This window comes from Robertkochia solimangrovi, from assembly GCF_007279655.1.
Taxonomy (GTDB): Bacteria; Bacteroidota; Bacteroidia; order Flavobacteriales; family Flavobacteriaceae; genus Robertkochia; species Robertkochia solimangrovi.
The window spans coordinates 68,866-81,633 of the sequence record NZ_QKWN01000014.1 but is presented as its reverse complement, the minus strand read 5'-3'; the positions used below and the strand labels follow the sequence as shown (position 1 = coordinate 81,633).

Annotated in this window: 12 protein-coding genes; 10 read left to right on the top strand and 2 right to left on the bottom strand. The window is 42.3% G+C overall.

What is annotated here, in order from left to right:
• Positions 1-6: 6 nt before the first annotated feature.
• Positions 7-1,347, bottom strand: coding sequence for an aspartyl protease family protein (locus DMZ48_RS17200; RefSeq protein ID WP_143956414.1), 1,341 nt, complete (start codon positions 1,345-1,347; stop codon positions 7-9).
• A 158-nt stretch (positions 1,348-1,505) separates the two neighbouring features.
• Between DMZ48_RS17200 and DMZ48_RS17195 the strand changes: the two genes are divergently transcribed.
• The 10 genes from DMZ48_RS17195 (at position 1,506) to DMZ48_RS17150 (ending at position 11,755) form a co-directional block, all read left to right on the top strand.
• Positions 1,506-2,696, top strand: coding sequence for a pyridoxal phosphate-dependent aminotransferase (locus DMZ48_RS17195; protein WP_143956413.1), 1,191 nt, complete (start codon positions 1,506-1,508; stop codon positions 2,694-2,696).
• Positions 2,689-3,708, top strand: coding sequence for a UDP-N-acetylmuramate dehydrogenase (gene murB / locus DMZ48_RS17190; protein WP_143956412.1), 1,020 nt, complete (start codon positions 2,689-2,691; stop codon positions 3,706-3,708). Before DMZ48_RS17195 ends, murB begins: the two co-directional genes overlap by 8 nt.
• Positions 3,709-3,854: 146 nt before the next feature.
• The gene (locus DMZ48_RS17185) at positions 3,855-4,394 is read left to right on the top strand and encodes an RNA polymerase sigma factor (RefSeq protein WP_143956411.1); all 540 of its coding nucleotides are present in this window, start codon (positions 3,855-3,857) and stop codon (positions 4,392-4,394) included.
• A gap of 32 nt (positions 4,395-4,426) precedes the next feature.
• The gene (locus DMZ48_RS17180) at positions 4,427-5,212 is read left to right on the top strand and encodes an anti-sigma factor domain-containing protein (protein WP_143956410.1); all 786 of its coding nucleotides are present in this window, start codon (positions 4,427-4,429) and stop codon (positions 5,210-5,212) included.
• 143 nt (positions 5,213-5,355) lie between these two features.
• On the top strand, positions 5,356-5,562 hold the full coding sequence (locus DMZ48_RS17175) for a membrane or secreted protein (RefSeq protein WP_143956409.1): 207 nt from the start codon (positions 5,356-5,358) through the stop codon (positions 5,560-5,562).
• A 123-nt stretch (positions 5,563-5,685) separates the two neighbouring features.
• Complete coding sequence (locus tag DMZ48_RS17170) at positions 5,686-6,252, top strand: RNA polymerase sigma factor (protein ID WP_143956408.1); 567 nt, start codon at positions 5,686-5,688, stop codon at positions 6,250-6,252.
• A 66-nt stretch (positions 6,253-6,318) separates the two neighbouring features.
• Entirely contained in the window at positions 6,319-7,533 is a 1,215-nt protein-coding gene (locus tag DMZ48_RS17165) for an Nramp family divalent metal transporter (RefSeq protein ID WP_143956407.1), read from the top strand.
• Positions 7,534-7,580: 47 nt separating this feature from the next.
• Positions 7,581-8,459: a lipoyl synthase gene (gene lipA / locus DMZ48_RS17160; protein WP_143956406.1), complete on the top strand. Its 879-nt coding sequence runs from the start codon at positions 7,581-7,583 to the stop codon at positions 8,457-8,459.
• Between the two features lie 41 nt (positions 8,460-8,500).
• Positions 8,501-9,502, top strand: a complete 1,002-nt coding sequence (gap, locus tag DMZ48_RS17155; RefSeq protein ID WP_143956405.1) for a type I glyceraldehyde-3-phosphate dehydrogenase — start codon at positions 8,501-8,503, stop codon at positions 9,500-9,502.
• Positions 9,503-9,532: 30 nt separating this feature from the next.
• Entirely contained in the window at positions 9,533-11,755 is a 2,223-nt protein-coding gene (locus DMZ48_RS17150; RefSeq protein ID WP_143956404.1) for a tetratricopeptide repeat-containing hybrid sensor histidine kinase/response regulator, read from the top strand.
• On the opposite strand, the gene lpxK is transcribed toward DMZ48_RS17150, so the two are convergent.
• Entirely contained in the window at positions 11,752-12,765 is a 1,014-nt protein-coding gene (lpxK, locus tag DMZ48_RS17145; RefSeq protein ID WP_143956403.1) for a tetraacyldisaccharide 4'-kinase, read from the bottom strand. The genes DMZ48_RS17150 and lpxK overlap by 4 nt on opposite strands.
• Between the last annotated feature and the right edge of the window lie 3 nt (positions 12,766-12,768).

The window sequence follows — 12,768 nt, the reverse complement described above, 5'->3', positions numbered from 1 at the left end:
TTTTATTTATAACACCTTCACAAGTTCGAAGGCAAACTTCAGTTCTGTACCATTCCGATCGATCAGTAATTTGATCTTCTTCCCTGCTTTTTCATTGATAATTTCACTCAACTGTTGAATATTGTAACGATGAGCAGGTCTTCCGTTCACACTGAGTATCACATCCCCTTTCTTAAGTCCGACCTGCATAGCAGGACTTCCTTCACGTATCTCGGCGATCTCGAGGGCTGGTTCCAGACTGATCGAATAGGAATCCCCCAGGGTGAAGGTTACTCCGGCCGAATTGGAGTCATCGCCATCATCTACGGTCACTCCTGCCGCAGCTCTTTTTTCGAGTTCCTTCACAATTCGAACACCATTATGCTGTAATTCGATTCCGCTCATATTATATTTAAACGGATCATTGAAATTTCCATTCTTCCGCAAAGTGATCCGTTCATAAGGATAATCGATCACGATATCAAAACGCTTTAAGATTTCAGACCCCAGGCTCCCGTCCCGGTTTCCCCGGAATGTGATGTGTTTGGTGGAGACAGAATCCGGAAAGGCGACTTTAGCATCCTTTAGCATGAACTTCCCGATAGAGAACTTTTCTAATCGCGATCGTTTCCCGTAGATATTTCCGCTCAGACCTTTTCCCATATAATCTTCAAAATAAAGCTCTGGAACATGAATCCCTTCATCATCATCTTCAAATAACCAAACCGCATCGGTACTTCCACTATCCAGCAATAGATAGACCGGAAGATCTTCATTACCACCCAGAGCAACCGAGGCATTCAAAAAGGGTTTATTCCCGATCAGATCGAGACGATAAGTTTCACAAGCACCGCATTTCCTGTAGCGATACGCTTCAGGATTATTGAACTTTAGTTTTTTCTTGCGATAGTTGATCTCGACGATAAAATTCTTCAGAAGATCGTAGCCGATGATCCCGTGAACTGTGATCCCCAGCCTTGGTGAGAAATTTATTTCCCGGTTGAGCAGCATATAGAACTCCTGATCGTTGTTGTAGATGTTTTTTAACTTAAACCGGTTATGTCTTGATCGTATAGCCCGGATTGGCTCACCTTCCCCCAAACCTTTAAGTTCGATCTCTTCAAAACTCCCCATCGAAAGGGAATCTTTATCGGTTATATTAAAAAGGATCGGAACACTCACACCGGTGTCCAGGATAAAGGAAAGTTCCTTACCGTTCACCTCTACGGGAACGATAATAAGATTGTTGACGAATTTAAAGCGTATGGTTTCATCCTCATCCCCTGGCTTGATCACATAGCCGTCTTGCGCCGCAACCGAAAATAATGCAGCGCAGAAAAGCGATATCAATACCCAGAAGGTTTTCATGATTTTGCAATTTACCCGTCCTCATTACTACCTAATTTACTAAATTAACAATTTTCTTAACCAATTTTTAACAATATTTAACTCCAAGGTTAAATGCTTATGAATAATGGTTTGTGAAATATATTTTGCAAATTTGCACGCATTTAAATTTCAACCACATGCCTAACATTTCTATCAAGGGTAAACACATGCCCGAATCGCCAATACGTAAGTTGGTTCCCTATGCAGAAGCAGCGAAGAAAAGAGGAACTCATGTATTTCACCTGAACATCGGTCAACCCGATATCAAGACTCCTGAGGTAGCTCTGGAGGCGGTTAGAAACAACACGGTTACCACACTTGCCTACAGCAATTCTGAGGGAACGGAAAGTTATCGTACCAAGCTCGCCGGTTATTACAATCGTAAAGGGCTGAAGGTAGAGAGTTCGGATATAATTATATCGACCGGTGGTTCAGAGGCATTGTTGTTCGCCATGGGTACGGTTTGTGACCAGGGTGATGAGATCATCATTCCGGAGCCTTTCTATGCAAACTATAATGGTTTTGCAACCGCTTCCGGTGTGACCGTAGTACCTGTGGTATCGAAAATTGAAGACAATTTTTCACTTCCTCCTATCGAGGAATTCGAAAAACTGATCACTGATAAAACACGTGCCATACTGATCTGTAACCCGGGCAACCCTACCGGATATCTTTATTCCAAGGAAGAGATCAACAAATTGGCCGAAATCGTTAAGAAACACGACCTATTCCTTATCGCCGATGAAGTATACCGTGAATTCACCTATGATGGTGCGCATCACACTTCTATACTTGAAATGGATGGACTTAATGATCACGCAATCGTGATCGACTCCGTTTCAAAGCGTTACTCTATGTGCGGCGCTCGTATCGGATGTCTTATCTCCAGAAACCGCGAAGTGATCACTACTGCACTCAAATTCGCTCAGGCACGTCTGTCTCCTCCAACTTTCGCACAGATCGCCAGTGAGGCAGCATTAGATACTCCGGACTCCTATTTTGATGAAGTGATCGGAGAATATGTTGAACGCAGAAACATCCTGATCGAAGAACTGGAAAAGATCGAAGGTGTCAAGGTAGCCAGACCCAAAGGAGCCTTCTATTGTATCGCCGAACTACCGGTAACGAATTCAGATGATTTTGCACAATGGTTGCTCGAAAAATTCTCCCTGAACGGACAAACCGTAATGGTTGCTCCAGCTGCAGGATTCTATTCTACTCCGGGCATCGGATTAAATCAGGTAAGAATTGCTTATGTGCTGAAAAAAGAAGATCTTGTGAGCGCTGTAAACATACTCAAAGCAGCACTTAAAGAATACAATGCCTGAAACGTTGCTTAAAGATATATCATTAAAGTCTTTCAATACCTTTGGTATCGATGTAAAAGCTTCCCAATTCGCCGAAGTGGACTCTGTTGGATCACTTATCGCGATCTTAAAGGAGTTTCCAGAAAACAACACCCTGATTCTGGGTGGCGGCAGCAATATGTTGCTTACCGGAGATGTTGAAGGACTTGTTTTACATATAAATCTTCACGGTATTTCCGAAATCTCACGCACCGAAGAACATGTAAACATCAACGTTGCGGCCGGTGAGAACTGGCATGAGCTGGTACGCTGGTGCATCGATCATGATTTCGGAGGAATCGAGAATCTTTCGCTTATTCCGGGAAATGCAGGTACTGCACCCATACAAAATATCGGCGCTTACGGCACCGAACTAAAAGACGTTTTCGTAAGCTGCTCTGCCATCGAAAGAAGTACCGGAAAAGAATATACCTTCAGTCATGAAGACTGTAAATTCGGATATCGAGACTCGATTTTCAAAGGAAGCGCTAAAGACCGTTTTATCATTACCTCGATCGAACTACGACTTACCCATAAGAACCACCGGCTGAATACCGGTTATGGAGCCATAGAGGCGGAACTGGCGAATCGAGGCATTACAAATCCGGGGATACGTGATATTTCCGATGCCGTGATCGCAATACGTCAGAGCAAACTTCCGGATCCTGCAAAGCTCGGCAACAGTGGCAGCTTCTTTAAAAATCCCGTTATACCTGTGAAAGATTTCAAAAAAATACAGGAACAATACACCGAAATACCCAGTTATCCCGTTACTAAAGATGAAGTGAAGGTTCCGGCCGGATGGCTCATCGAACAATGCGGATTTAAAGGAAAACGTTTCGGTGATGCAGGTGTACACGAAAAGCAAGCTTTGGTTCTTGTAAATCATGGTAACGCAACCGGGAAGGAAATTCTTCAACTCGCTGAGAAAATCAGAACCACGGTACTGGAAAAGTTTAACATTTCCATACAGCCGGAAGTTAATATTATCTGACAACCAGGCATTTTTTTGACCTTCTGAACGTTTTTCTCATTGAAATTTTTACTTTTGGAAAATTGAACCTGCCTGTAATCAGATTTACAGACCAGGCGTATAACCAAGCCAACACGAAATACTAAGTTTTACCTAAAAACTGGTTTATGAGTAAACTATTGGAGCGAAACATTGTGGAGCTTTTGAAAAACCGTGATGATAAAGGCATGGCTATGTTATACGATCATTACGGTGATACCCTGTTTGGGGTTGCCCTGAAGATAACCAAAGACGAAGACCTGGCTAAAGATGTACTGCAATTAAGTCTGATGAAGATCTGGAAAAAGATCGACACCTATGACAATAGCAAGTCTAAATTATTTACCTGGATGTTCCGAATTACGCGCAATACAGCCATCGATAAAATTCGAAGTGCAAATTTAAAAAGCGATCAGGAAATCCAAATCGAAGTTTCGGACGTATATAATTTAGGTGTAGAAAGTGTCAATCCTGATCACATCGATATCCGAAAGCATTTAAATTCACTTGATGCCAAGTATAAGATAGTCATGGAAGCCCTGTTTTTTGAGGGTTTGACGCAACAGGAAGCCAGTGAAGCACTGGATATTCCTTTGGGAACCATCAAATCAAGGCTGAAGATCGGCCTTCGGGAACTCAGAAGAATATTTGACCCTGCTACATTATAAATGTTATTGTTTTTGATAATTTATCAGACATTATGAAAAACGCGGTAAAAGATTTATTAGACAGTGATCTGCTGGAACGCTATCTCATCGGAGAAACCTCCTATGAAGAAAATGTTCGCGCAGAACACTTTATCCAGAAGTATCCTGAGATCAGAGAGGAATATCTGATTTTGCAGGATAACCTGGAGCATTACAGCAAATCATACGCCACGGAAGCCCCATTAGAGATCAAAGACCAGATCCTTGCCCAAATTGCTGAAGAAAATACAACAAAAACTTCAGGAAAGACCGGCATGCCCTGGTACTTTGTAGCGGCATCCATCGCAGCACTGCTATTTGCTGTAGCGACGGTAACGCTTTGGAAACAGAATCGACTATTGTCTACTGAAAACAATACGGTTGTGAACCAGATGCAAACACTGAAGAGCGACATAATCAATGCTAATTCCCGATTGGAGAATCTTAAAAGCAAATATGCCGTTTTAAATGATCCCGAAACCAAAAAGTACGTGATCGTTGGAAACGAAAGAGCCAAAAATCTGAAATCAGTAGCTTACATCAACCCTAAGGAAAGATTGACTGCGATCAATGTCCTATCACTTCCTGAACTTCCGGAAGAAAAAGAGTTTAAGATGTGGGCCGAAGTTGACGGAAAAATGGTATGTATCGGAGTGCTTGAACAAGCCGACCGAAAATTGATGTCACTGCCATTTGCAGATAAAGCATCAAGCTATAAGATCACCATCGACAATAAAGGGAACAATGATTTTGCCGGAATCGACAGCGAAGTGGCAAAACTGGAATTTTCCAAAGAATAAAATTTTTTAACTAAGTTAAGTTAGGGCAGTCCGTTTGGATTGCCTTTTTTTATGTAACATCCCCGCTACCCCCCTTTTATTTTATGATAGTCTTAAAAGGGTATTACAAGGGAAATACGTACATTTGCAACAAATATTTTGACATGAAACTCCTATTGATAAGTATTGTTTTAATCGGATTGGCTTTTGCTGGAATCGCTATCAAAATCTGGGCTAAAAAAGACGGAAAATTTGCCGGCACCTGCGCAAGTCAGTCACCCTTCCTGAACGAAACCGGAGAACCTTGCAGTATGTGCGGAAAGATGCCGGAAGAACAGGAATGCAAAAATCCGAATCCACAGCACAACTAATTCTCCCAAAAAGAGATACTTACATTTTTTACTTACATTTCCTACCTAAATATCTGCTTTTAATTGTTTTCGTAGGAGGCAATTTATTATATTTATATAAGCCGTTATTTAAATAACTTTTTCTTGGAGCAATCTCACAACCCGGTACACGAAAATATTAAGAAAGCAAAAAAAGGAGATCAGAAAGCCTTTAGTTTTCTTCTCGATAATTTCTGGAACGATGTGTATAGCTTTCAATTACTTCGAACAAGAAATGAGAATGACGCAGAAGATATAACCGTCAGAACCTTTTCAAAAGCATTCGACAGGATCGACACCTACAAGGAAGAATACGAGTTCAAAACCTGGCTGATCACCATTTCTAAGAATATTCACATTGACCTGCTTCGCAAGCAGCGTACACGGGCACTTCATCAGGCTTCAACTGAAGAGGCTGACAATGTTTATGATCTACCCGACGATACTCCCACAGCAGAAGACAAACTCATTACCGAACAAAATCTGGCGAAATTACTTCAATACATCAAAAAACTGAAACCCCACTACCAGGAAGTGATCAATCTGAGGTATTTTCAGGAGCTGAGTTATGAAGAGATCGCTAAACATCTCGATGAATCACTCACCAACGTTAAAGTAAAATTACTCAGAGCCAGGAAGTTACTAGCCACCATTATCGAAGAAAAAGATTAATAAATTCATTAAATACGCTTGTTTTTCTTAGCAATTTTTCTATAAATTCACCTCAAATTTGATGATTTGAGAAAATTATTGTTAAGTGTAGGTCCCGGACTCCTTTTTGCCGGCGCCGCAATAGGAGTTTCCCACCTTGTTCAGTCCACCCGTGCTGGTGCAGAATATGGCTTAGGTCTTTTTTGGGCACTCATACTCGCACATTTATTTAAGTACCCGTTCTTTCAATTCGGCCCCAGATATGCTTTAGCCACTGGAGAAAGTCTTCTCGACGGGTATCGGAAACTCGGTAAAGGTGTCCTTATCGCATATTTCCTATTGACACTGGCTACCATGTTCACCATTCAGACCGCTGTTACCATTGTAACTGCCGGACTCGCCTCAAGTTTGTTTGGTATCACAACAAATCCGGTCATCTGGAGCGTGATCATCACCCTCATCTGCCTTATCATTCTATTGATAGGAAAATACAAAATCCTGGATCGACTGATGAAAGTCATCGTTTTCACATTAACCCTATGCACCATTGTTGCAGTGATTATGGCAGCAGGGGTTTCTGATACTACGATAAGCTGGACACAGATATTACCCAAGGAAACAGCATCGATCGCTTTCTTAATAGCCTTCATGGGTTGGATGCCCGCACCCCTCGATCTTTCCGTATGGCATTCGTTATGGGTACTGGAAAAGAAAAAAATCAGTGAAGACTATCGAGACAGGAAAGTTCTAGCAGATTTTAATATCGGATACCTCAGTACGATCCTATTGGGTATATTGTTCATATGCCTTGGCATGTTCGTGATGTATGGCAGTGGAAAAACCTTTGCTCCCGGAGCTTCTCAATTCGCAGAACAATTTATAGGACTTTACACCGCTACCCTTGGTAAAAACACCTTTTTAATCATAGCCCTTGCCGGATTTACCGCTATGTTCAGTACCACACTAACCACGCTGGACGCTTCTCCCAGATCAATGGAAAGAGCCAGTGAAATTCTACTGAAAGGCAGCAACCCTTTTAATTTTCTTTTCTGGATAATTATTTTGGCCACCGGTACCGGAATCATTCTGATGTTCTTTCTTTCCGAAATGAAATTGCTTATCGATATCGCTACCATCCTGTCTTTTGTAACGGCACCCTTCTATGCGGTGATCAACTACGCCCTGATGTGTTCGCGATACATGCCGGAAGCCTGGAAACTGAGGTGGCCCATGCATATTTTAAGCTGGATAAGCATTATTTCCCTTACCGGATTCAGCATCTGGTATCTCACAACAATATGAACGAAATTCGTATTATACTTTGTATCTTTGCCACATAAATAAGTATCATGAGTACAGAATTGGCAAACAGTACAACAGCACCAACCAAGGGAAAACCTAAATGGCTAAGGGTAAAACTTCCGACCGGTAAGAAATACACGGAACTCCGCGGGCTTGTAGATAAATATAATCTGCACACCATATGTACTTCGGGAAGCTGCCCGAATATGGGAGAATGCTGGGGAGAAGGTACAGCAACCTTTATGATCCTTGGGAATGTTTGTACAAGATCATGCGGATTTTGCGGAGTAAAGACCGGGAGGCCTGAAACGATCGATTGGGAGGAACCCGAAAAAGTGGCTCGCTCGATCAAACTCATGAAGATCAAACATGCGGTTCTAACTTCGGTTGACCGCGATGACCTGAAAGACATGGGGTCTATCATCTGGGCAGAGACCGTTAAGGCTGTTCGCAGAATGAATCCAACCACCACTTTAGAAACACTTATACCGGATTTCCAGGGAGTGGAAAGAAATATCGACCGAATTGTAGCGGTTTCTCCTGAGGTGGTCTCGCATAATATGGAAACCGTTCGTCGACTTACCAGAGAAGTGCGCATTCAGGCTAAATACGACCGTAGTCTCGGAGTACTTAAATATTTAAAAGATCAGGGAATCAACAGAACGAAATCAGGAATAATGCTCGGACTCGGGGAGCAGGAAGAAGAAGTTATCGAAACATTACACGATCTTCGTGCGGCCGATGTTGATGTGGTTACCATCGGACAATACCTGCAGCCTTCCAAAAAGCATTTGCCTGTTAAACAATTTATCACACCGGATCAGTTTGCTAAATATGAAGCGATCGGGAAGGACCTTGGTTTCCGCCATGTAGAAAGTGGCGCTTTGGTTCGCTCATCGTACAAGGCTCATAAGCATATTGAATAAATAAACCGGGAAATCCCGTTAAGCACCATAAAAAACAACACTTGAAAAGAACAAGGGTTGCCATCAACGGATTTGGCAGAATAGGACGTACGTTATTTCGCATTTTACAATCGCATACCGATATTGAGATCGTCGCGATCAATGATCTTGCCGACGGGCAAACACTGAGTCATCTTCTAAAATACGACAGTATTCATGGCAGACTAGATCGGCCATGCAGTTATTCAGATGATCATCTTATCGTGGGTGATCAAAAAATTGCACTGTACCACGCAAAAGCTCCCGGTGATATCCCCTGGCAGGCACATGACATTGATTTTGTCATCGAATCTACCGGTAAATTTAAAAGCCAAAAAGAATTGCAGGGACATCTCGACCAGGGAGCGAAGAAAGTAATCCTAAGCGTACCTCCTTCTGATGACAACATAAAAATGGTTGTAATGGGTGTAAATCAGGACATCCTATCAGCAGCAGACTTAATCATATCCAATGCTTCCTGTACGACGAACAATGCGGCACCCATGATCAGCATACTGGACGAGCTTTGCGGAATCGAACAAGCCTACATCACAACCGTGCATTCATACACAACAGATCAGAGCCTTCATGATCAGCCACACAGAGATCTGCGCAGAGCGCGTGCAGCCGGACAATCGATTGTACCGACCACAACCGGGGCTGCCAAAGCACTAACCACCATATTCCCGGAACTCAGCTCCGTGATCGGTGGCTGCGGAATCCGTGTTCCGGTTCCTGACGGATCCCTGACTGATATCACCTGCAATGTTAAAAAAGAAGTTACCATCGAACAGGTAAATGAAGCCTTTCAAAATGCAGCGGCCGGAAAATTTAAGGGAATTCTGGAATATACTGAAGACCCAATAGTGTCTGTCGACATCATAGATTCTCCAGCTTCCTGCACCTTTGATGCGCAGATGACTTCAGTTATCGGTAAAATGGTTAAGATCATCGGATGGTACGATAATGAATACGGTTATAGTAGTCGGTTGGTCGATTTAATTAAGTATGTTCGGGATATTTAATTATCTTTATCTATTCATATTCCGACATTTATGCGCTTACTTGTCCTCATAATCTTATACTTAGCGTTGCCGTTGAGCATGGCTGCACAGGATGATCTTATCTATCTTGACAGCCTTCAAAAGTTCAAGCATCGCTTCTACGACCTGAAAAATCAGGGCGATTACGAAGGTGCGAAAGAGGCTTACAACAAAGCCTGGGATATCGCTACCTTTCTGGAAAGAGACCGTATCATTATAGACTTGTATAACCTCAACACCATACTGAATCTTGAATTCAATTACCTCAAGAATGCAGAGAGTGGGATCAAACTAACCGACGTTGATTTTTCAGAGGTCCGTAACTATAAGGAAGGCAAAGCATTATCCGCTATACTCGAAGGCGTTATCTATGCAAAACAAGGTAATAAGGCAGAGGCGAGAAAGAAGATCACAGAGGCAGAAGGACATGTGAACGCACTGGACCCGTCGCTGCTGAACACGAACATCATATACGTTATCGAATATTACAAGGCCGTGATCCATATGGAACTGGATGACCTTGATATTGCATTAAAGGAATTCAGTCGAATCACACAATCCAGCCATGAATTTGAAAAGGAATTCCTAAGGGCACGTACCTACCTCAATATGGCAGGGATCTACCTCGAAAAAGACAACCTGGAAAGTGCGCGTTATCAATTACAAAATGCAGAGCAGGTAGCCGAAAATTACGGTTATTTTAAAGTCCTTAGAGAAACACACCTGATGACCGCTAAACTTCTTAAAAGTCAAGGGAATTTCGAGGAAGCGCTTGTACATTTCCAGAAAGCGGACAGTATTCAGGAAGCTTATTTCAATCCACTGGCTCTGATCGATCAACGCTATGCCGCTTCAGAGGACCAGATCGATATGCTGACACAGCGACTTCAACAAAGAGAGAAAGACGTCGCGGATTACGAAGAAGAAGAAAAGATCTCAAAGCTTACTTCTGTACTTAGCTCAGCCTTACTGATAATCATTTCCTTACTGACCATATCACTGTATCGAAATAACCAGATCAAATTCAAAACCAACGACCTGCTATTAAAAAAGAACAATGAGCTTCAACTCGCTAAAGAGGAGGCGGAAAAAGCTATGAAAGCGAAGAGTCAATTCCTTTCTACCGTGAGTCATGAATTGAGGACACCACTTTATGCGGTAACAGGTCTTACGCATCTACTGTTAGAAGAAGACCCAAAAGAAAGCCAGAAAGAACACCTTAATTCATTGAAATTCTCTGGTGAATACCTGCTGGAGTTCATCAACGATATCCTTCAGATCAATAAGATCGATGCGAATAAACTGGTCATCGAAAATGTTGAGTTCGATCTCCGAAAAGTACTGGGTGAGGTTTGTAAATCCTTGCATCAAACCGCCAAAGAAAATAATAATACCATCGTACTCGAAGTTCATGACAGCATCCCGGATAAACTTATCGGAGATCCGTTAAAACTATCACAGATCTTTATCAACCTGGTTGGTAATGCTCTTAAATTCACTGACAACGGAAAAGTTACAATTGTTGCCAACCCCGTTAAAATGGATAAAGACCAATACACGATTCATTTTGAAGTTAATGACGAAGGTATCGGTATTTCTAAAGAAATGCAGGAGAATATCTTTGAAAGCTTCTCTCAGGGATCTGTACAGATCAACCGCAAATATGGAGGTACCGGTCTCGGCCTTACCATTGTAAAAAGTCTCATCGGCCTGTTCAATAGCAAGATCGAAGTTAAAAGTGATATTGGTGAAGGTAGTTCCTTCTATTTCAATATCGATTTCAAACTGGTGGAATACAAGGAAAAAACAAAGGTCAAAGATATTATTCCCGAAGACCTCAGCGACGATTTCTTCTCTGAACTTCATATCCTTGTAGTGGAGGACAACAAGATCAACCAGGTGATCACCCAGAAAATGCTCTCTAAAAAAGGTATGAGTTGTGACATCGCCAACAATGGCTATGAAGCGATTGACCGCGCTAAAGCTACTGCATATGACCTGATCTTGATGGATATACACATGCCTGGAATCAGTGGGCTGAAAGCAACGGAACAGATCCGTGAATTCAATAAAACCGTACCGATAATCGCACTTACAGCGATCTCACTTGATGAAAGTACCGAGGATTTCTTTGCGATAGGTTGCACAGATGTGATCACAAAACCGTTCAAACCTGACACGTTCTATAATGCAATTGCAAAGGCGGTAAGTAAAAGTAAAACAGCACTCACTTAATCAGCAAGAAGTCCGTTACCGGCAAATTCCAGCAACCTGCTATCAAATTCATCGCCATTTTCCAGAAAATCGGTGCGAATAGGCAGGTAAAAGGCTTTATCCAATTCATCCTCCAATCTTACAAAATCCTTTTCGGTAGTAAGCACGAAATGCTTCTTTTGCAAGAATTTGATCTCCATTGGAGAAAAATTATGGTGATCGGGATACGACAGATGTTCAAAGGAAATATCTCTGCTTTTCAGAAAATGCAACAGCGGTCCGGGGTTGGCGATACCGGTCACCAGGGTAACCTCCTCATTCTTAAGTTCCTCTAATGACATTTTACTATTGCTGCCATAGATATGTTCCTCATAAGTGATCGTACTGAAATAAAGACGTTGCCCTTCCTCCAGAGCCAGTCTTTTGCTGACATCCTTCTGAGCCTCTATCGGAAGTTCGATCGGGCATTTGGTCACGATAATAATATCGGCACGCTTCGATTGGGATTTATTATCACGCAGATTTCCGGCAGGCAATAAGTGATCATCTTTATAGATATCACCATACACGGTAAGTAATATGTTCAGACCGGCCTTCACCTTTCTGTGCTGAAAGGCATCATCAAGAATAATGACCTCCGCCGAAGTTCGTTCCCTGAGTTCATTGATTCCATTTTGTCGATCGGCATCGACAGCTACGGCAATATCCTTGAATTTTCTGTGATATTGATAAGGTTCATCCCCGAGATCCTTCACTCCAATCGCATCAGAAGCCATAACAAATCCATCCGATAAGCGTTTATACCCTCTGCTGAGAACTGCAATTTTGAATTTAGGCGAAAGTAACCGAATCACATATTCGGTCATCGGACTCTTCCCCGTTCCTCCTACACTCAGGTTCCCGATACAGATAACCGGAAAGTCATAGGACATCGATTTCAGCCATCCGGAATCATACATCAGATTACGGATAAAGACCACGATTCCATATAGCCAGGAAAAAGGAAGGAGTAATTTTCTCAAGATGCGCATAAT

Excerpts from the sequence above, each read along its gene's own strand:
- DMZ48_RS17150 (WP_143956404.1), top strand. The coding sequence starts at position 9,533 with ATGCGCTTACTTGTCCTCATAATCTTATACTTAGCGTTGCCGTTGAGC.
- DMZ48_RS17185 (WP_143956411.1), top strand. The coding sequence starts at position 3,855 with ATGAGTAAACTATTGGAGCGAAACATTGTGGAGCTTTTGAAAAACCGT.
- DMZ48_RS17195 (WP_143956413.1), top strand. The coding sequence starts at position 1,506 with ATGCCTAACATTTCTATCAAGGGTAAACACATGCCCGAATCGCCAATA.
- DMZ48_RS17175 (WP_143956409.1), top strand. The coding sequence starts at position 5,356 with ATGAAACTCCTATTGATAAGTATTGTTTTAATCGGATTGGCTTTTGCT.
- lipA (WP_143956406.1), top strand. The coding sequence starts at position 7,581 with ATGAGTACAGAATTGGCAAACAGTACAACAGCACCAACCAAGGGAAAA.
- DMZ48_RS17180 (WP_143956410.1), top strand. The coding sequence starts at position 4,427 with ATGAAAAACGCGGTAAAAGATTTATTAGACAGTGATCTGCTGGAACGC.
- murB (WP_143956412.1), top strand. The coding sequence starts at position 2,689 with ATGCCTGAAACGTTGCTTAAAGATATATCATTAAAGTCTTTCAATACC.
- lpxK (WP_143956403.1), bottom strand. The coding sequence starts at position 12,765 with ATGCGCATCTTGAGAAAATTACTCCTTCCTTTTTCCTGGCTATATGGA.
- DMZ48_RS17200 (WP_143956414.1), bottom strand. The coding sequence starts at position 1,347 with ATGAAAACCTTCTGGGTATTGATATCGCTTTTCTGCGCTGCATTATTT.